This is a genomic window from Kitasatospora sp. NPDC058406 (assembly GCF_042722765.1).
Lineage (GTDB): Bacteria > Actinomycetota > Actinomycetes > Streptomycetales > Streptomycetaceae > Kitasatospora.
Genome location: NZ_JBHXKE010000183.1, coordinates 1 through 18,921 on the forward strand (window position 1 = coordinate 1; position 18,921 = coordinate 18,921).

Sequence of the window (18,921 nt, forward strand, 5' to 3'; positions counted from 1 at the left end):
CGCCGAATCCAACTCCGACCCCACCTGATCGACGGATGCCTGACCGCCACCGGCCTGACTCTCAGACCACCGACCCCACCCTGAAAACCTCAGTAGGAGTGGCCATGACGTCGTCCCGTCTTGCCCAACGGATCGAGCGCATCTTCGACACCCGTGACGAGGTGGGCGCAGCCGCCCTGTGCGCCGCGCACTACCGCGAGCACGCGGTGTCCGATCCACAGGCGGGCGACAGGCCGGCGCTGGCGGACCTCCTGGCGGGACTGCCGCCGGATTTCCGCTACAGCCTTGAGCTGGCGGTCGAGGAGGACGGCCTCCTCGCCATGATCGGGACGTGCGAGGGGCTGCCGGGCGGTCCGTTGGGTTCCGTCGACCTCTTCAGGACGTACCGGGGCCTGCTCGTCGAGCACTGGGACGTGCTCGGTCCGTTGGAGGACCCGCCGCACGGACTGCCCTATCTGCGGCCGTACGGCCCGACGGGCGGGGAGCGGCCGGTGAACACCGAGCGTGCGGTGCAGCTGCTCGGGCAGGACCCGGCAGAATGTCTGGTGTTCGCGGCCCGGCTCTGCGACCGCTTCGGTGTGCACGCCGAACCGCTGCCCGCCGGGGACGGCGCCTACCGCAGGCTGGAGCGGACCGTGGCCGAGGGCGACTACGTGCTGGTGCAGTCCACCCTCGCCGCCGGCGCGACCGAGCACCTGGCCTACGACCTTTTCGAGTTCGGCCACGACGGTGCGGCCCGTCGCTGGTCACTGGCCGCCGCCACGGCGACGGCGGAGCCGACCGTGCCGGCTGGCCGCAGCGGTCCGCCCCGCCACCTCGGTGTCCCGGGCGCGCACCGCTGACCTCCGGCCGGTCGGCCCACCGGAGGTCAGCGGTGCGCACGGGGTTCGTCGTTCGCGGGCAGTGCGTCGGTGCAGCCGCGGACCGATCCGGTCAGGTCCCGCCGGACGGCGTGTCGATGGACACCACCGTCGCGGTGGCCGGCCCGGCGGGCGTCTCGAACGTCACCGAGTCGCCGTGCGGTGGCCGAGCGGGCTGTCGGCCGTTGTCAACGTCCTGTCCAGCGCGCTGGCGAGTTCGCTGATCCGCAGGGACTCCGCCGTGCCGTCCCCGTACCGCACGGTGACGGCGGTGCCCACCCCGATCACGTCGCCGCTTACCCCGCCTTATCTCGGACTCTAGGAGCGACCCCCGGGTTCCGCGCGGTCCCGGATCTGAACGGTTGTATCCACACCGGATGGCACCCGGTGTCCCCCGATCCTTGAAGCTACTGATTTCGGCACTTCAAGGTGACGGTGACTGAAGGTCCTGGGAGAGTCCGGTCGCGGTGACGAAGCCGTTGAGTGTGTCGGGTCGGTACTGCAGGCGTTTCAGACGGTTTCGGACGAGGGTTTCGAGTTGGTCGAGGGCGACGCTTGCGAGGTTCGCCAGGCTTCGTTTGACGTGGGCCCACCGCTACTCGACCGCGATCAGCTCGAGTGCGTAGTCGGGCCGGACGAACACGGTCAGCCGGTCCCGTCCGCCGATCAGGCTGCGCATGGCGTGGGAGACGTGGGTGTTCAGCCGGTCCCACACCAGCACGATCGGTGCCCTGACCAGGTGGTGCACCCCGTCCATCAGGCCGATGTAGTCGTGCTCGGACAGGCTGCGGCGTTGGCCCTTGCGACCGCTGTGCCGCAGGACGCGGTGGCACAGCCGGGTCCGCGAGCCCGGTCGCATCGCGAGCAGCCCGGCGGCCGAGATCCGCCCGGAGCCCCGGCCGCTGACCTTCACGACCGGGGTGGTGCCGCGTCGGCCCCAGGTGCGTCCTGTGGGCGGTCTGCGGGTGAACCCGGCCTCGTCCTCGAAGCAGAGCCATCCGTCGCAGGCCGCCCGGGCGTCTCTACCTCCGCCCGGGTCGCCTCCCTCCACGCGGCCACGACCTGTTCGTCGCGTTCCGCGGCCCGCCACACGGGGACCTGCGGAGTGAAACCGAGCCGGCGCATCAGCCGGGTGGCCCCCGAGACGCTGTAGGGCACAGGGAACTTGCGGCCGACTCAAGCCGGTCGGCTTCTTCGACCGCAACCCCACCCTCGACGTGCCCCCGGCCCCGTCCGCCCACGCTTGCTGCGCACCGGAGGGCCACCACCATGGCTGACCTGACCTCACAACCCGTTACCGACATTACCGGTGCCACCGCTACCACTCCCGCGTCGGGCCTGCGTGGCTCGATCGGCGTCACCGGAATCGTCTTCCTCGTCGTCGCGGCAGCCGCGCCGCTCACCGCCGTCGGCGGTGCGCTGCCCGTCATGTTCGCCATCGGCAATGGCCCCGGCATCCCCGCCGCCTACCTGCTCGTCGCGGCAGTCCTGCTGCTGTTCAGCGTCGGCTACGCGGCGATGAGCCGCCATGTCGTCGACGCCGGCGCCTTCTACTCGTACGTCACGGCCGGCCTTGGCAGAGTCACCGGCGCCGGGGCGGCGGGACTCGCCCCGCTGACCTACAGCGCCATCCAGGCGGGCGTCTACGGCCTGGCCGGGGTCACCGCCGGCGGACTGGTCACCAAGTACGGCGGTCCTGACCTCCCGTGGTGAACGTGGAGCGGGATCCTGCTGTTGCTCGTCGCGGTCCTCGGCTACCGCAACATCGAGGTCGGCAACCGGAAGAAGAAGGACAGCAAGGGCGGCCGGCCCGTCAGCCACGATGCCGACCTCTACGCCGCCTCCGCAGTAGCGGCGGCAAAGCTGCTTCCACGTGATCCCGGGGTGCTTGCGCCGTATCCACCGGACGACCCGCATCCACACGTGGTGGCTGAGGTAGCAGAAGGCGACGTTCGAAACCCCGGGACGCAAGTACGCGCACCAGCCCCGCAGCACCGAGTTCAGCCGGTGCTGCAGGACTGTCAGCGCCAGGCCGACGTTCTGCCGCCGGGCCGTGCGCCCGGGGGTCACCGCATCGGCGGACCGGTCGGGCACGGTCGTGGTTGTCGGCGCTCTGCGGTCCGGCCGCGGCCGTCCGTCTTGACCCGGGCCGCGGTGGCACGCTCGGGGGATTTCCGGGTGGGAGGGGCAGGTGGCGTCGGCAGTTCCTTCCGCTTCGGCGCGACCGGTGTCAGCGGCCGTGCCACCCGGCCCGCGACCGGCCCGGCCGGACGTGTGCCCGGTGCCGGCTTGCCCAGTGATCGCTGCTGGTCGCAGGGCGGCGGCGACGGGCCGGCCGGCGGGTTGGAGGAGGTCGGCGGAGGGGTGGCGGTGCAGGGCCTACCAGAGGATGGGCGTCCCGACTGAGGTGTTCGATCAGACGGCGGCCCTCTGCACCCGGTGGCAGAGATCCGGGTCTTGGGACGGGTGGGTGCGTGGCCGGACGTACCGGTCGGCCGTAGCGGCGGCCCCCCGTCCTCGCCGACCCGGACGGCCGGCGCTCGGCCGGCCGCCCGGGCGAGTTCCTCCGGGGCCGCGCGCACGGCCCCGGTGACCGGCTTGAGGCGGGTGAAGTCCCGGACGGTGGCCAGGACGTGGGTGGAGTCGGTGCGCTGGGTGGTGCGCCCGCGGACCAGTCCGGAGTCTTTGAGGCGGGCCGGGGCGAGGTCGAGGAGACGGTCCCCGCCCGGCCCTCCCCCAACAGGCGGTCGCGGTGGCCGGCGACTGCGGCTGGTTCAGGGGGCGGTGCGGAACGTCCAGCGCAGGGTGGCGTCGGTGCGGGGTGCCACGAGCTTGAGCGGGGCTCCGTTGTTGCGCGCGCCCGCTCCGTCGAGGAGCAGGCCACTGCCGTGGTTGGCGATGGTGTACGCGCCGGTGCCGAGGTCGGTGATCGTCCACTGCTGGCCGGCGCCGCCGTCCCAGATCTCCTGGAACGCGGTGCCGCCGGTCGCGACGCCGGTGGCGTCGACGACCAGGCCGTTGGTGCGGTTGACGAGCCGGTAGCGGCCGGTGCCGAGGTCGATCGCGTGCCACTGCAGGTTGGTGCTGGAGTTCGCGGTCCACTGCTTGACCGGGGACCCGGCGCGCACGTCGCCGCCGCCGTCGACGGCCATACCGGTCGCGGTGTTGGTGATCCACAGCCATGCCTCGGGCGCAAGGGTGACCCGCAGCGAGCGGATCCGGTCATTGGCCCCGGTGATGCGCAGGTCCGCGGTGTCGGTGGTGAACGTCCACGGGGTGCCGGTGAACTGGTCGCCGGGGTAGCCAACCACGCGGTACGCGGTGGGGATGTGGAGGGAGGAGATGCTCGCGGGTGCCATGCCGGCGGCCTGGAGCTGGGCGGCGGTGTGGCTGCCGAGCGGGAGTATCGCGCGGGGACCGTGGAAGTCGACGTCGCGGAAGGCGGTGATGCGGGTGGGCGGAGTGAGGGGCGGGATGGCGTCGGCGAAGGTGAGCCGCAGGGTGTAGGCGTGGGCGGGGAAGGGTGCGTTCGTGGGCAGCGGGATACGCAGGCCGTCGGCGTCCTGGACCCATCCGGTGACCTCGGTGGACTGCCCGGCTGCGGGGCCGAGCAACCGCACGCCGGTGAGGGCGGTGAGGTCGATGCGCTTGCGGGAGCAGGTGGTGACGGTCAGTCCATGGGAGGGCCAGCCGAGGGCGGTGGCATAGAGGGTGGTACCGGCCTTGTCCCGCGTGAAGCGGATGTCCTTGGCGGTGCCGACGACCGGCTTGGTGAAGGAGCCGCCACCCATCGCGGTCGGGCCCTCCCCGTACGCCGTCCAGACGCGGGTGTCGTAGACGGCATCGCCGAAGCGGGTGAGGTGGTCGCCGATGCCGAGCAGGATGTCGCGCTGCCTCTGGGGGATGGTGCCGTCGGCCGTCGGGGCGACGTTGAGGAGCATGTTGCCGCCCTTGCTGACCCGGTCGAGCAGGGCATGCATCATCTGCTGGGTGGAGTAGTAGCCGATGCCGGTGGTGTAGCACCAGCTGGAGCCGCTGACGGAGTCGTCGGTCAGCCAGTACGGCTCGCGCAGATCGCCCGGCCCGCCGCGTTCGAAGTCGTACACCTCGCCGGGGCTCGGGTAGTGCTCCTTGTAGGTGGAGACCACCTCCTTGCCCCAGTCCTCGGCCTGGTTGAAGTAGTAGGACAGGAAGTCCAGGCGCCGCTGTTCGTCGACCTCGTCGAGGTTGAAGTCCTGATAGATGATGTCGGGGTGGGCGCGGTCGACGACCTCTTTGAGCTTGGCGTACCAGAGCCGGTTGGCGGCGGTCCGGTCGAGCTGACCGTAGAGCTTCTTCAGGCTGGGGTCGCTCTGGGCGGGGGCGTACTGGTAGTAGCCGGTGAAGTTGTACGCGTGGTGCATGGCGACCAGCAGCTTCATGCCCTCACCGCGGATCGCGTCGGTGAACAGGCGTAGCAGGTCGAGCCTGGGGCCGCGGGCGGCGGAGTTCCATTCGTTGACCTGGCTGTCCCACATCGAGTAGCCGTCATGGTGTTCGGCGACGGGCCCGGCGAAGCGGGCGCCGGCGGCCTTGAACAGCCGTGCCCATTCGTCGGGGTCGAACTGGCCGCCCTGGGAGACGAGCTTCGGTGCGAACTGGTGGAAGGTGCCGGCCTTGTCGCGGCCACCGTCGATGAAGGTGTGGTACGGCCAGGCTGCCGGGGTTCCGAAGGTCGCGATGTGGTGCTCGTTCGGGCCGGACCCGGTCTGGTACATGTTTCGCGGGTACCACTCGCTGCCGTACGCGGGGACGCTGAAGACGCCCCAGTGGAAGTAGATGCCGAACTTGGCGTCCTGGAACCATTCGGGTGCGGCGGTGTGCCGGCCCACCGAGGGCCAGGTCGGCGTGTACGGCCCGGCGGCGGCTGCGTCGGTCGCGGCGCGTGCGGGCGCGGAGGCGAGCAGGCCGGAACTGCTCGCCATCGCGACACCGGCGGCGGCGCTCAGGAAGGTGCGTCGGGACAAGGACACGGGAACTCCTTCGGGATGGTTGAAGGAAGGGACGTGTTACTCGTGGGGCCGTCCGGAAGTGTCAGGACCGGTTCGAGGAGCAGGCGAACAGGGGCCGGGCGGCCCCACTCCGTGGCGTGGTTCCATCGCCTGCCGTGCTTCTGCGGACGGCGTCGAGATCATCCCGCTGACGGGCGCGATGCCCGCGCGGTCGCTCTTCGCGCCGTCCGAGCCGGCGGACAGCGTGCGTGCGAGACGCACCCCCTGCCGTCACGAGAGCCGCGAACGGCTGGTCGAGGAATCGGCCATGGGTCCACCTTGGGCTGGGAGGGGTAGGTGGCACGTGCGGCTCCGCGTGCCAGGCAGATCAGCCGGCTGAATCAAACGTGGCATGTCACATACGTCGGTCGATCAATCAGAAGTCAACACCGATTCGTCTGCCGAACTCGGACTGATACAGCGCCAGGATCCGTCCGTCGGCCCCCGGCCCGTCGTAGACCGGGCCGCATCGATGCCCGTGCCGCCTCGACGGGACTCAGGGAGCCGACGACCGAGCATGCTCCCGGAAGGGAACGGGCCCGCAACGACACCTGAACACACAGCGACGAAATCTGACGGAGCGTCTATTTGCCCACACCTAGCAGCTCGCAGGCGACAAACGGTTGGACACGTTTGGGTTTCGGCGCGGTCAAGCAGTAGGTGAACCATAGGTACCGGGCGAGCCGGCCGCCGGTCGGCGCATCGCCGCCACGACAGCTCCACCTCACGCGCCGGACGGGGAGCTTCTCGACCTGTCGGCCACAGGTTCGCACCAACTCTTGACACATGGCGGCGACCCGGGTGTCATTCTCTTGACCTGTCGACTTGTGTTCGTTTATGACTTATCTCGTGCACTTCTGGCGGCACTCCACGCTCCTCACACCTCGCGGGGACGACCAGGCCGGCCGGTCTCGACGTTCGCCCCTCGCCCACCCACCCGGGAGAAACCACCCATGTCCAGGAGCGGAGCCCCCCCTGCGCCGCCCGTCTGTGCCGTGGCCCGGGCCAGGTCGCGGTGACCTGCATCGGGCAGGCCCTTGAGGCCGTCGGTCGGGGTGTTCGGTCGGGTCAGTGGGCGCCGAGTCCGGTGAGTGAGCGGACTTCCAGTTCGGCGTATTTCGCGGGGTTCGCCTTCTCCTTCGAGAGCAGGGTGCCGATCACGCCGGCGAGGAACCAGTGAAAGTCGCTGTCGGGGAGCAGTGAGGTCGGCTTGCCGGAGACGACGGTGGAGAAGGCGACCAGCAGCACGGAGCTGATGAGTCCGGCGTAGACGGAGCTGACGGCGCCGGCGGTGTTGAAGCGCTTCCAGAAGAGGGAGTAGAGCAGGGTGGGCAGGTTGGCCGAGGCGGCGACCGCGAAGGCCAGTGCGTCGAGGGCGGCCGTGTTGAGCTTGTCGGCGAAAAGTGACAGGACGATGGCGACGGCGCCGATGGCGACGGCGGCGAGTTTGGCGGAGCGGACCTCCTCCTTCTCGCTCGCCCTGCCGCGGCGGATGACGTTGGCGTAGAGGTCGTGGGCGAAGGAGGCGGAGGAGGCGAGGGTGAGTCCGGCGACCACGGCGAGGATGGTGGCGAAGGCGACTGCGGAGATCACCGCGAGGAGGATCGCGCCGCCGGTGGTGCCGGGGCCTCCGCCCAGGTGTTCGGCGAGCAGGGGTGCGGCGGTGTTGCCGGCGGCGTTGGAGGCCTTGATGGTCTTCGGACCGAGCAGGGCGGCGGCGCCGAAGCCGAGGGCGAGGGTCATCAGGTAGAAGCCGCCGATGATGCCGATCGCCCAGAGTACGGACTTGCGGGCGACCTTGGCGGTGGGGACGGTGTAGAAGCGGACCAGGATGTGCGGCAGGCCGGCGGTGCCGAGCACCAGGGCGATGCCGAGGCTGAGGAAGTCGAGCTTGCTGGTGCCGGTGGCGCCGTACTTCAGTCCCGGTTCGAGGAACGCGGAGCCCTTGCCGCCGGCGTCGGCGGCGGCGCCGAGCATGGTGGAGATGTTGAAGCCGTACTTGGCGAGGACCAGGACGGTCATCAGGCCGGCGCCGGCGATGAGCAGGACGGCTTTGACGATCTGGACCCAGGTGGTGCCCTTCATGCCGCCGATCACCACGTAGACGACCATCAGGGCGCCGACGGCGACGATGGTCCAGCGCTTGGCGCCGTCGCCGCTGACGCCGAGCAGCAGGGCGACGAGGGAGCCCGCGCCGACCATCTGGGCGAGCAGGTAGAAGATCGACACGACGATGGTGGAGATGCCGGCGGCGGTGCGTACGGGGCGCTGGCGCATCCGGAAGGCCAGGACGTCGGCCATGGTGAAGCGTCCCGAGTTGCGCAGGGGTTCGGCGATCAGCAGGAGCGCGACCAGCCAGGCGACGAGGAAGCCGACGGAGTAGAGGAAGCCGTCGTAGCCGTAGAGGGCGATGGCGCCGGCGATGCCGAGGAAGGACGCGGCGGACATGTAGTCGCCGGAGATGGCCAGGCCGTTCTGGAAGCCGGTGAAGCCGCGCCCGCCCGCGTAGTAGTCGGCGGCGTCCTTGGTCTGCCGGCCGGCCCAGAGGGTGATGCCGAGGGTGGCCAGGACGAACAGGCCGAACAGGGTCATGGTCAGGGTGCGGTGCTCGGTGGAGGCGCCGGCGGCGAGCAGGGTGGTGGTCATGAGTCGGCCCTCCCGGGGGCGGCGGGTGCCTCGGCCGTCCGGCCTTCGCGGATGGCGGCGGCGGGCGGGTCGAGGTGGCGGTCGGCGTAACGGGCGTACCACGCCGCGATGCTGAAGGTGCTGGCGAACTGGAGCAGGCCGAGGAGGAGGGCGACGTTGACGTGGCCGAACAGCTTGGCGCCCATGAGGCCGGGGGCGTAACTGGAGAGCAGGACGTAGAGCAGGTACCAGAGGATGAAGCCCGCGGTCACCGGGAAGGCGAAACCGCGGAAGGACCTGCGGAGCCGGCGGAACTCCTCGCTCTGTTCGAGGTGTTCGGGGCGGTCGGGGACCGTCGGCCGGGTGGTGGGTGGAGTGTCCACGCGTGCCTCCTGGGTGAGCGGGTGCGGTGGAGGAGCGGGGCCGGGTGGGGCTGTCGCACGGGTGCGCGTCAGGCTCCCGGGCCCTGCTCGCCGGGTGGTGCGGGGCCGTCGTCGGGGCCCCTCCCACCAGCGGGTTCGTTCCTGCGGCGTATCCCAGCGCCTGCGGGCGCGCGCCGGTAGGCATCGCACCGGAGTGTGCGGCGAGCGGTCGCGTTCTGCGGTGAGCGGTGCGACGAACGGTCGAACGGGCCCAGGTTCGGGGAGCGCCGGGCGGCGTGTGAACGGAGGAGGTCACAAGGAGGTCCCCGCCCGGGTCCGCAGTCCTGCTGACGTCTCCTCACCGTCGGCGGCAGCGGTTCCACCGGATCCCCCCATCCCTTCTCGTGCCCCGGGCAACAGCCCGACCACCCTCACGCAGGACACGCGGCAAGCAGCATCCACCCATGTTCAGAAGAACCGCCCGCCCACCGGCCTCACCGGGCGCAGCCTCGACGCGATCAAGGCCGACCCCGCGGTCAGGACGGTCCATATCGCGGGCAGCGTGCCGAAGCCGGGCAAGCTGACCGTCCCCGTGGGCGCCGACGGCCGGTTCGTCCGGGTCCAGCTCGCCGGCACCGGCTGACGCCGGGCGGGACGCCGCCGAGGAGCGGGCCACGGGCCCGCTCCTCGGTCCCTGACGGCGATCAGGCCGGGGGGCACCGTGGCAGGGCTGTCAACCGGCCCCGGCCCCGGCCGTCGCCCCGCTCCGCGGACGTACCCCCCGGCGTCCGCGGAGCACCCGTCGGAGCGGGCCGCCCTGCCCGCTCCGGCACCCCTCCGGCGCGCAGATTCTCCATAACGGTTCGGCAACGGCGCGGGACGGAAGGCACCGCTCACGACTCCTCTTCGGAAGGCCGGGACACGGCCGTCCGGGGAGGAGCCGCTCGTGCGGGAGCGGCCCGCAGCTCGGGACGGGGCCGTGTGCCGGCGCCCGACGTCGACCGAACAGGGCGGCGCCACCTCCGCGGTGCGAGGTCACCGCACGGGGGCCGCCGGAGAGGAGCCGCATGCCACCCACGTTCCGGGCATGGACCGATGCCCGGCTCAAGGCGTTGCTGCCCCGGCGAGCCGGGGGAGGAGCGCCGTGGACGAACTGACGCGACGCTACGGTGACGTGATCCTGGCCTGTGTGCGCGGACTGGGTGCCACCGCGGAGGACGCGCGGGAGCTGTCGGCCGAGGCCCTGGCCAGGACCGTCGACGCCTGCGACCGGGGTGGCGCGGTACCGGGCCCGAGCTGGTTCGTCCCACTCCTCGCCGAAGCCCGCCACCTCGCCGCAGGACGGGCAGTGGCCGGCCGGCGGGACACCGTGGCGCCCGGCTTCCTGCACTGGCTGGACGAACGGGCCGCCGTGCACGGCGGCCACCGGGCCGCCCTGTCCGCCGCCGAGGGGGAGAGCCTGCTGCTGCGGTCGTTCGCGGTGCTCCCCGAACCGCAGGCGGCGCAGCTGTGGCGGGGCCTCGCCGCCCCGCCCGGGTCTCAGGCCCCGCCTGTTGCCGCCCGGCAGGCGCTCGCCGACGCGTGCGTGCGGGTGCACGTCGCGACCGTGGCGGAGCGGGGCTGTCGCCACCTGGCCGTGGTGTTGGCCGAGACGGCTGCCGAGGACGGGCCGGCGCCCGCCGAGGTGGCCCGCCACCTCGCCCGCTGTTCCCGGTGCGGCACGGTCCTGGCGGACCTGGCGGCCGTGCACCGCTGGGACGCCGACCACCTGCGGAGGGGGCTGCTGATCCGGTTCGACCCGCCGGTCGTCGGGGCCGTCACCGCACCACCCGGGCCGGGGACATCCGCCGTGTCGCTCGGCACCGGGGCGGCGGGCCCGGCAGGTGGCCTGCCCGCGCCCGTACGGCGCTGGGGCGTGGGAGCGGTTGCCGGCGCGGGGCTGGCGGTGGTGGTCCTCGCCCTGCCACTGGCGTCACCGGGGGACAACCCGGTCCCGGATCCGCCCGCCGTGGGCACACCCACGGCCTCAGCTCCGCCGTCCCCGCTTCCGGCCACACCGTCTCCGACGCCGACGGCAGGACGGCCGCTCCAGCCCTCGTCGCCGACGCCCTCCGTCACCGACCACGGACCGGGACCGGCCGCGACTCCGTCGCGTACACCGGCCGCCGCGCTCCCTCCCTCCGTGTCGCCCGTGACGTCCCCCGCCGCGACTCCCGCGCCCACGCCAACGCCCACGCCCGCCGCCCGTGCGTTGCACCGCGGAGACGTGGGGCCGGACGTGGCGAGGATGCAGGACCTGCTCATCAGGGCGAACTGCGTGCCCGAGGACGTGCCCTTCGTCGACGGAGGCTTCGACGACGCGACCGAGCGGTTCCTCAGGAACTTCCACCGTGCGGCGGGCATAGCCGGGAGGGAACGTGACCGTACCGAGTACGGACCGCGGAGCCGCCAGGCCCTCGAAGGAGCTGGGGACCGTGCGGTCTGTCCGAGCGCGTAGGCCGGGGCCGTGCCGGGTGCTACGGGCGGTCCGGGGCGGTGGGCGGACGCCCGGTGCTGGCCCGGATCACCAGTTCGGTGGGGAGCCAGGGCCGCTGCTGCCGGGCCGTCGTCGTACCGCTGCGGAGCTGCTCGACCAGGACGCTGATGCACCGCCGCCCGATGTCGCCGAAGTTCACCCGGACGGTGGACAGCGGGGGGATGGTGTAGGCGGCCTCGGGGATGTCGTCGAAGCCGATCACGCTCACCTGCTCGGGTACCCGGCGGCCGGCCTCGTACAGGGCGCGCAGCAGGCCGACCGCCATCTGGTCGTTCGCCGCGTGCACCGCGGTGACCTCCGGGTCGGCGGCCAGCACGCGGCCCAGTTCGTAGCCGGACGCCGCGCTCCAGTCGCCGACCAGGGGGGCGGGGATCGGAGCGCCCGCCGCGGTCAGGGCGGCCAGCCATCCTTCGCGGCGCTGTTCGGCGGCGATCCAGCCGCTCGGACCGGCGAGGTGGTGGACGGTCCGGTGCCCGAGGTGCAGGAGCTGCTCGGTCGCGCGCCGTGACCCCTCGACCTGGTCCGCCGCGATGACGGGGACGAGCGGATCGAGCGAGTCGTCGACGGCGACGACCGGCACCTTGCGGGGGAGGTCGAGCAGGGCCTTCGCGATGTCGCGGTGCGGGGCGATGGTGATCAGCCCGTCGACCGAGCGTTCCAGGAGTCGGGTCGCGGCGTCCCGCACCGGCATGTGCCCCAGTGAGCGCATCGGTGCGACGCTCACCGTGTATCCGACCTCCTGCGCGGCGAAGGCGATGCCCTGGACCACGTTCGCGGGGCCGAAGTCGGCCACGTCGTAGGCGATCACACCGATGTTGCGGGTCTGGCCGGTGGTGAGCGTCCGGGCGGCCTGGTTCGGGAGGTAGCCCAGCTCCGCCACGGCGGCGAGCACGCGGTTCCGGGTCTCCGGGCGTACCGCCGGGCTGTCGTTGAGCACGCGCGAGACCGTCTGTTTCGACACGCCCGCTACCCGGGCGACATCGCGCATGACGGCGCCGCCGCCTGGCTGATCGACGTCGGCCGGTCCGCTCTGCCCCATGCTGTTTTCTCCTCGTCCACGCCTGCCGGAGCGACCCTGCCGACATGAACCAGGATGTTACCGGTACCACTCGGCGAGTCAAGCCCGCCTCGGTAGACCGTGGATCGACCCGGGGCCGGCCGTCGTCCGGCGGGTCCGTCGGTCGGTTGCCCGGAGCTGCCCCGATCGGTCGGGGAGGGAAGCCGTTCAGGTCTGCACCGCTCTCCGAACGGCTGTGTTCGGTTCCGGAGGTGTTTCCGCGGTGTGACTTCCACATGTTCTGCCCAAAGCGTTGACAGTGAAAATGTTCCCGGTAACACTCAGCCCACCACCGCATTCGGCCGCCGGTTCCACCCCCGCCGCGGCCCGGTCTTCCCCCCTTGCGCATCCTCCCGGCACGACCGTGGCGCGGCCCCGTTCACCGGGGCTGCCGCCGCGTGACGTGGGCCGGGCAGTCCAGAGAGGAACAGCTCCATGTTCACCAACCGTCCGCATCCGAAGAACCCTCGTCCCCGTGCGCTCGCCGTGGCGCTGAGCGCCGTGACGGCGGTCTCGGCCCTTGCCGCGTGCACCGGTGCCGGCAGCAGCGGCGGTGCCGGGAATGCCGATGCCACCCTCACCGTCTGGACGGACGACACGCGTCAGCCGGCCGTGGAGGCCTACGTCAAGGCTCACCCGCAGGCGCGGGTCAAGGTGGTGCTCACCAGCTACAAGCCCGGTGAGGTCGCGCAGAAGATCGCCCTCGCCGACCGGGCCGGGAAGGGGTGGCCGGACGTCGTGTTCCTGGGCTCCCCGTCGGACGTCTCGGCGCTGGCGGCCGCCCCGCTGCGCTTCGCCCAGCCGCTCGACGAACTGGTGCCGGAGCAGACCCGCAAGCAGTTCGCCAAGGGGACGCTGGAGGGCTGCACCTACGAAGGGAAGGTGTTCTGCCTCGCCAACGACACCGCGCCGGTGGTGCTCTGGACCAACGAGACGTTGATGAAGCAGTTCGGCTACAGCGTGCCGAAGACCTGGGCCGAGTACCAGGAACTCGGGGTCAAGCTCGGCAAGGAGCACCCGGGATACGTGATCGGCGGGATCAACGACGTCTCGGGCTACGGCGCGTTCTTCGGGGGATCGGGGTGTCCCGACCGGGAGACCACCGGCCCCACCGACATCAGGATCGACCTCACGGACCGGCGGTGCACCCGGGTCGCGGAACTCCTCCAGCCCCTGGTCGAGAACGGGACCGTCACCGCCACCAGCCCCTGGGACCCGACGTTCACCGAGGAGATCGGCAAGAAGAACGCGATCCTCATGTACCCGGCGGCCGGTTGGTTCGGCGAGTACGGCTTCAAGGGCTCGTACAAGATTCCCGACGGCCAGCTGGCCGCGCACCCCGTTCCGACCTGGGCGGGTGACAGCGTGGCCACCACGGGCGCCATGGGCGGCGGACTCTGGGTGGTGTCCCGGCACAGCCCGAACGTCAAGGGCGCCGCCGAGATCGCCACCTGGCTGACCACCAGCGACGCCGCGGACGGCATCGTGGCCGCGTCCGCCCTGCCCGCCCACACGCCGACGGCGCAGAAGTGGTGTGCGGCCCGGGCCGCCGACCGGTTCTACGCCGCGGACCCCTGCCCGACGATGCTCGACGCGGCCGGAAGGATCGCCGAGAACTACGACTACATCCGCTTCGAGGGGCAGTTCGCCGACTCCTACGCGCAGACCTTCGTCGCCACGGCGAGCAAGAAGGGCGACCTGGCGGGCGCGCTGCCGGTGTGGCAGAAGCAGCTGGTGCAGGCCGCCGAGAACGCCGGCTACAAGGTGTCCCGTTGAGCCGGACCACGCCGACCGCAAGGACCAAGCCGACCGTGCGGACCACGCCGAGCGAGCGGACCACGCCGAGCGTGCCGACCGCAAGGACCAAGCGGCCCGTGCGGCCCGGCCGCCGGGGCCGCTGGACGGGCCCGCTGTTCGTCGGCCCGTACCTGCTGTTCCTGATCGCCTTCGGCCTCCTCCCGGTGGGATACGGCCTGTGGACCACCTTCGTGGTCTCCGACCCCTACGGCGGGGAGCGCACCGGGACCGACAACTGGACCAGGGTCGCGTCCGACTACCGGCTCGGGCCGGCCGTCGAACACATCGCGCTCTACCTCGCCATCTGGCTCCCGCTGCTGCTGCTGACGGTCGTCTCGCTCAGCCTCCTGCTGCACGCGCGCAAGGGACGGTTCGCCGGGGTGATGCGCCTGGCGTACTACCTGCCCGGCGCTGTGACGGGGTCGGCCGCGGCGATGATGTGGATCTTCATGATCAGCCCGCAGTACAGCCCCGCGGCGCCGCTGCTCCGGGCCCTGGGATTCGACTCCAGCGCGGAACTCCTCGGCGGGCCCTGGCTCCCGGTGGTCCTCTCGGCAGTCGCGGTCGAGGCGGGCGCCGGCGGCTGGATCGTGATCCTCTACGGGGCTCTCCAGTCCATCCCGGACGAGGTGATCGAGGCGGCCAGGATGGACGGCGCCAACGGCTGGCAGCAGGCCGTCCACATCAAGCTGCCGATCGTCCGCAAGTACCTCGCGTTCATCCTCATCACCAGCTTCGCCGGGGGGACGCAACTCTTCGTCGAGCCGCAGATGCTGTCGCTGGTCTCGAAGGGAGTCATCAGCGCCACGTGGTCGCCCAACCAGCTCGCCTACGTCTACGCCAGCGGTGAACTCTCCTTCGGCCGGGCCTCCGTGCTGTCCGTCCTGCTCCTGGCCGTCGGCCTGGGCGCGGCACTGATCGTCATCTACCGCACCAAGTTCTACGAGACCGACGCCCGGAGGTAGTCCCATGATCCCGATACCCCCGCGGCGGCACCGGGCGCGCGCACGGGCCGGTGCCTGGACGCGCGACGCGCTCCTGCTCGCGGCAGCCGCCGTCTTCCTCGCACCGGTCGTCTGGCTCGTCCTGGTCCCGACCAGGACCGAGGAGTCGATCCGCGACGGCTTCCCCTTCTCCATCGGTTCGCCGGCCAACATCGGGCGGGCCTGGGAGAACCTGTACGCCTTCAACGACGGCATCGTCCTGCGCTGGATCGGCAACTCGCTGCTCTACTCGTCGACCGGCGTGGCCCTGAGCCTGGTGCTCTGCATCACGGCCGGCTACGGGATGGCGAAGTTCCTGTTCGTCGGCCGGAAGACGCTGCTGATCTCGACGCTGATCGCCATGATCGTGCCGACCTCCGCCACCGTCCTCCCGCTGTACATCGAGCTCGCCGCGGTCGACCTCACCGGGACGGCCCTCTCCGTGATCCTGCCCCTGGCCTTCTACCCGTGGGGTGTCTACCTGGCCTACACCTTCTTCTCCAGCAGCCTGCCGGACTCCCTCCTGGAGGCGGCCCGGGTGGACGGCGCCTCCGAGGTGAGGATCTTCTTCTCCGTCGCGCTGCCGCTCGCCCGGCCGCTGGTCGCGCTGATCGGCTTCTTCGGCTTCGTCTCGGCCTGGACGAACTTCATGCTGCCCTACCTGATGCTCGGCGACACCGACGACTACCCCCTGCCCCTGGGGCTGAGCGTCCTGCCGATGGAGAACATCGTCTCGGGCAACCCCAACTTCTCCAACATCGACATCGGACTGCCGGAGGCGGCGCTGGCCGGCGTCCTCTCCGTGCTGCCGATCCTGCTGATGTTCCTCCTCGCCCAGCGCCACCTCACCTCGGCGCAGCTCGCCGGGTCCGAGAAGGGCTGAGGCGCCCCCACACCCCCTCCCACACGCTCCACCTCCCCACCCACCCCCCACACGCTCCACCTCCCACACGCTCCACCCCCCCACCCACCCCCACCTCCTGAGTCGTGAGGAGTTCGACGATGAACTACCTGTCCACCAGACCGCGCCGTACCCGAGGGCGCCCCGCGGGTCCGCCCGTCCGGGCGGTCTCCGCCCTGATCACGCTGCTGATCGCGACGGCCGGCCTCGCGCCGGTGCCCGCCGCGGCGGCGACACCCACCGTCCGCCACGTGGCGACGACGGGTAACGACAACGCGGCCGGTACGGCGGCAGCGCCGTTCCGCACTATCCAGCGGTGCGCCGACCTCGCGGTCGCCGGCGACACCTGCCTGATCGGAGCCGGCACCTACCGGGAGACGGTCACCCCGAAGGCGTCCGGCAGCGCGGGTGCGCCCATCACCTTCACGGCGGCCCCCGGCGCCCGGGTGACCGTGGACGGGACGGACCCGGTCGGCGGCTGGGTCCGCGACACCGGACAGATCTACAGGGCGCCGGTGAAGCTCGCCGGCACCCCCGCCGCGCCCTACGGCTCCACCAAGTACCCGGCCAACGCGGACCTCTGGGCCAACCAGGTCTTCACGGCAGGGTCCCTGGTGCCCGAGGCGGCGTACCCGGCGGCCACCAGCGACCCGTGGCAGGAGTCCTTCATTACGGGGGGCTGGAAGTCCACCCGCTCCGGATCCCCCGACCACTGTCCCACGCCCCCCTGCACCGCCATGCTGACGGGCACGCTGACGTACGACCAGTTCCCCGCGCTGGGCGACATGACCGGGGCGACGGTCTACCTGGCGGGAGGGTGGGTGGCGAACTCGGCGTCCGTCACCGGCGGCACGCTGGACAGCGGCAACAAGGTGCTCCAGCTGCGGTTCCCCGCGAGTGACAAGCACGTCGAGCCGGGTGCCGAGAAAACGTCGAAGTTCCGCGTCGTCGGCAAGAAGTCCCTGCTGCGGGGCCCGAACGCCTGGTACTACGACCCGGCCGGGCAGCAGCTCTACCTCTGGGCCCCCAACGGCGCCGCACCCGAGGGCGTGACGGCCAAGCGCCGCAACTACGGGTTCGACCTCAACGGACGAAGCCACATCACCGTCCGCGACATCGGGCTGCACGCCACCACGGTGACGACCGACGACAGGAGCAGCCAGAACGTCCTCGACGGCATCACCGCCCAGTACACCTCCACCTGGCAGACCACCCAGTTCGACAGCAGCCTGCCCTACGCCGGCATCTACGACGCCAACCACCACTCCGACAGCGGCATCCTGCTGCACGGCACCGGGAACGTGATCCGCAACAGCGTGCTGCGCCTCTCGATGGGCAACGGCATCTCGGTCCGGGGCAGCGGCCACGTCGTGACCAACAACCTGATCCGCGACGTCGCCTACGGGGGCACCTACACCGCGGCGGTGGCGCTGGAGGTCGGCAGCAAGGACGTGACGATCACGCACAACACCATGCGCAGCACGGGGCGTGACGTGATCAACATGAACACCAACGCCTATCCCAACGACGGCTACCGCAACATCCGCATCGCCTACAACGAGATGACCGACTACGCGAAGATCAACTACGACCTGGGTGCCGTGTACACCTGCTGCAACACGGCCTACACCGGCACCAGGATCGACCACAACTGGATCCACGACCCGGCCCAGATCGGCAACGGGTTCCACTTCGACAACGGCAGCTACGACCTGAACGTCGACCACAACGTGATCTGGAACCTGCGCGATGGAACGGGCATCTCCTTCGGCGGCTTCGAAGACTCGGGCAAGGACCTGCCCTACCTGACGGGTGCCTTCACCGCCAACACCATCGTGTCCGCCAAGAATTCCACGATCTTCCACTACTACGCCAAGCCGTCCCGCGTGGCCAACAACGTCCTGCGGAACAACATCCTCGACGGCTCGCACAAGGACGGGAGGCCGTACGACCACATCGACGACGGAACTCCCAACCAGAGCAACAACCTGATCACCACCCGGAGCAAGGACGGCGGTCTGCCCGACCCGAAGTACCGCGGCCCCAACTCCGGTGACTTCACCCTCACGCCCTCCTCGCCGGCGGTCGACGCGGGTGTGCCGGTGGCCGGTGTCACCGACGGCCACACCGGGGCGGCCCCGGACCAGGGTGCGTACGAGACGGGGCAGGCGGCCTGGGTTCCCGGGTGCACCCTCGACGGGTGCGGCTCGGCGGCCGGCAAGCCCGCGGTGCTGGTCAGTGCCAAGAGCGGCAAGGTCGTGGGGCTCCAGGGGGCCGGGGCCGCCCGGTCCGCCGTCCAGCAGACGCTGGGGGTGGCCGCCGGCCAGCAGTTCACCGTGACACCGGTCGGAGGCGGTGAGGTCAAGCTGGTCGACCGCGAGGCCGGCCAGTGCCTGACCCCGGTCGGCGGATCCAGCGCCGACGGGACCCCCGTCCGGTCCGCACCGTGCGGCGGCGACACGGCCCAGATCTGGACGGTGGCCGACACCGTCCTCGGCTTCCGGCGCCTGGTCTCCAGGGCCGGCGGCAAGTGCCTGGACGTCGAGGGCGGTTCGATCGCCGACGCCGCCCGGCTGATCCTGTGGCCGTGCGGACCGCAGGCCAACCAGCAGTGGACGGTGGCCAACGTCTCCACCGGGTGACGTACGTCCCGGTCGCAGTGGTGGGGGGGGGGCCGGCCGGGGGCCCCCCCCGCGGGGGCCCGGGGGGGGGGCGCCCCACCGGCCGGGGGGAGGGGGGGGGGGGGGGAGGGGAAAAAAGGCGGGGGGAG

14 protein-coding genes and 2 pseudogenes are annotated in these 18,921 nt (G+C 71.4%); 8 read left to right on the forward strand and 8 right to left on the reverse strand.

Annotated features, from left to right (window positions below):
* The first annotated feature begins 104 nt into the window (after window positions 1–104).
* A complete protein-coding gene (locus tag ACFWOG_RS29100; RefSeq protein WP_380361767.1) occupies window positions 105–842 on the forward strand; it encodes a hypothetical protein in 738 nt (245 codons plus the stop codon).
* Window positions 843–1,004: 162 nt separating this feature from the next.
* On the opposite strand, the gene ACFWOG_RS29105 is transcribed toward ACFWOG_RS29100, so the two are convergent.
* The 3 genes and pseudogenes from ACFWOG_RS29105 to ACFWOG_RS29115 all read right to left on the reverse strand — a co-directional run.
* Complete coding sequence (locus ACFWOG_RS29105) at window positions 1,005–1,148, reverse strand: hypothetical protein (protein ID WP_380361769.1); 144 nt, start codon at window positions 1,146–1,148, stop codon at window positions 1,005–1,007.
* A 307-nt stretch (window positions 1,149–1,455) separates the two neighbouring features.
* Window positions 1,456–1,950 (reverse strand): transposase, encoded by a 495-nt coding sequence (locus ACFWOG_RS29110; RefSeq protein ID WP_380361771.1) that lies wholly within the window; start codon window positions 1,948–1,950, stop codon window positions 1,456–1,458.
* Window positions 1,911–2,021 (reverse strand): annotated as a pseudogene (locus ACFWOG_RS29115) (winged helix-turn-helix domain-containing protein); the annotation flags it as partial. The pseudogene ACFWOG_RS29115 and the gene ACFWOG_RS29110, both read right to left, overlap by 40 nt.
* 108 nt (window positions 2,022–2,129) lie before the next feature.
* On the opposite strand from ACFWOG_RS29115, the gene ACFWOG_RS29120 reads away from it, so the two are divergent.
* A complete protein-coding gene (locus ACFWOG_RS29120; RefSeq protein ID WP_380361797.1) occupies window positions 2,130–2,573 on the forward strand; it encodes a hypothetical protein in 444 nt (147 codons plus the stop codon).
* A gap of 147 nt (window positions 2,574–2,720) precedes the next feature.
* On the opposite strand, the pseudogene ACFWOG_RS29125 reads toward ACFWOG_RS29120, so the two are convergent.
* From ACFWOG_RS29125 to ACFWOG_RS29140, 4 genes and pseudogenes are all read right to left on the reverse strand, one after another.
* A pseudogene (locus ACFWOG_RS29125) lies at window positions 2,721–2,954 on the reverse strand (group II intron maturase-specific domain-containing protein); the annotation flags it as partial.
* Window positions 2,955–3,634: 680 nt separating this feature from the next.
* Complete coding sequence (locus tag ACFWOG_RS29130; protein ID WP_380361795.1) at window positions 3,635–5,824, reverse strand: alpha-L-fucosidase; 2,190 nt, start codon at window positions 5,822–5,824, stop codon at window positions 3,635–3,637.
* A gap of 1,134 nt (window positions 5,825–6,958) precedes the next feature.
* Entirely contained in the window at window positions 6,959–8,536 is a 1,578-nt protein-coding gene (locus ACFWOG_RS29135; protein WP_380361773.1) for a cation acetate symporter, read from the reverse strand.
* Window positions 8,533–8,898, reverse strand: coding sequence for a DUF485 domain-containing protein (locus tag ACFWOG_RS29140; RefSeq protein ID WP_380361775.1), 366 nt, complete (start codon window positions 8,896–8,898; stop codon window positions 8,533–8,535). The genes ACFWOG_RS29135 and ACFWOG_RS29140 overlap by 4 nt, the downstream gene beginning before the upstream one ends.
* A 277-nt stretch (window positions 8,899–9,175) precedes the next feature.
* On the opposite strand from ACFWOG_RS29140, the gene ACFWOG_RS29145 reads away from it, so the two are divergent.
* Both ACFWOG_RS29145 and ACFWOG_RS29150 read left to right on the forward strand, forming a co-directional pair.
* Window positions 9,176–9,520 (forward strand): hypothetical protein, encoded by a 345-nt coding sequence (locus ACFWOG_RS29145; protein ID WP_380361777.1) that lies wholly within the window; start codon window positions 9,176–9,178, stop codon window positions 9,518–9,520.
* Between the two features lie 501 nt (window positions 9,521–10,021).
* A complete protein-coding gene (locus ACFWOG_RS29150; protein ID WP_380361779.1) occupies window positions 10,022–11,374 on the forward strand; it encodes a hypothetical protein in 1,353 nt (450 codons plus the stop codon).
* A gap of 19 nt (window positions 11,375–11,393) precedes the next feature.
* Here ACFWOG_RS29150 and ACFWOG_RS29155 read toward each other — a convergent pair whose 3' ends face one another.
* Window positions 11,394–12,452 carry a LacI family DNA-binding transcriptional regulator gene (locus ACFWOG_RS29155; protein WP_380361781.1) on the reverse strand — a complete coding sequence of 353 codons (1,059 nt, stop codon included), beginning with the start codon at window positions 12,450–12,452 and terminating at the stop codon, window positions 11,394–11,396.
* A 453-nt stretch (window positions 12,453–12,905) separates the two neighbouring features.
* Between ACFWOG_RS29155 and ACFWOG_RS29160 the strand changes: the two genes are divergently transcribed.
* The 4 genes from ACFWOG_RS29160 to ACFWOG_RS29175 all read left to right on the forward strand — a co-directional run bounded on the left by ACFWOG_RS29160 (window position 12,906) and on the right by ACFWOG_RS29175 (window position 18,793).
* Window positions 12,906–14,246, forward strand: a complete 1,341-nt coding sequence (locus ACFWOG_RS29160) for an ABC transporter substrate-binding protein (protein ID WP_380361783.1) — start codon at window positions 12,906–12,908, stop codon at window positions 14,244–14,246.
* Window positions 14,243–15,232, forward strand: coding sequence for a carbohydrate ABC transporter permease (locus tag ACFWOG_RS29165; RefSeq protein WP_380361785.1), 990 nt, complete (start codon window positions 14,243–14,245; stop codon window positions 15,230–15,232). Before ACFWOG_RS29160 ends, ACFWOG_RS29165 begins: the two co-directional genes overlap by 4 nt.
* 4 nt (window positions 15,233–15,236) lie before the next feature.
* Window positions 15,237–16,133 (forward strand): carbohydrate ABC transporter permease, encoded by an 897-nt coding sequence (locus ACFWOG_RS29170; protein WP_380361787.1) that lies wholly within the window; start codon window positions 15,237–15,239, stop codon window positions 16,131–16,133.
* Between the two features lie 119 nt (window positions 16,134–16,252).
* Entirely contained in the window at window positions 16,253–18,793 is a 2,541-nt protein-coding gene (locus ACFWOG_RS29175; protein ID WP_380361789.1) for an RICIN domain-containing protein, read from the forward strand.
* Window positions 18,794–18,921 lie beyond the last annotated feature (128 nt).

Coding starts and splice junctions, on each gene's coding strand:
- ACFWOG_RS29100 (WP_380361767.1), top strand. CDS start 105: ATGACGTCGTCCCGTCTTGCCCAACGGATCGAGCGCATCTTCGACACC.
- ACFWOG_RS29120 (WP_380361797.1), top strand. CDS start 2,130: ATGGCTGACCTGACCTCACAACCCGTTACCGACATTACCGGTGCCACC.
- ACFWOG_RS29160 (WP_380361783.1), top strand. CDS start 12,906: ATGTTCACCAACCGTCCGCATCCGAAGAACCCTCGTCCCCGTGCGCTC.
- ACFWOG_RS29170 (WP_380361787.1), top strand. CDS start 15,237: ATGATCCCGATACCCCCGCGGCGGCACCGGGCGCGCGCACGGGCCGGT.
- ACFWOG_RS29175 (WP_380361789.1), top strand. CDS start 16,253: ATGAACTACCTGTCCACCAGACCGCGCCGTACCCGAGGGCGCCCCGCG.
- ACFWOG_RS29130 (WP_380361795.1), bottom strand. CDS start 5,824: ATGGCGAGCAGTTCCGGCCTGCTCGCCTCCGCGCCCGCACGCGCCGCG.
- ACFWOG_RS29135 (WP_380361773.1), bottom strand. CDS start 8,536: ATGACCACCACCCTGCTCGCCGCCGGCGCCTCCACCGAGCACCGCACC.
- ACFWOG_RS29155 (WP_380361781.1), bottom strand. CDS start 12,452: ATGGGGCAGAGCGGACCGGCCGACGTCGATCAGCCAGGCGGCGGCGCC.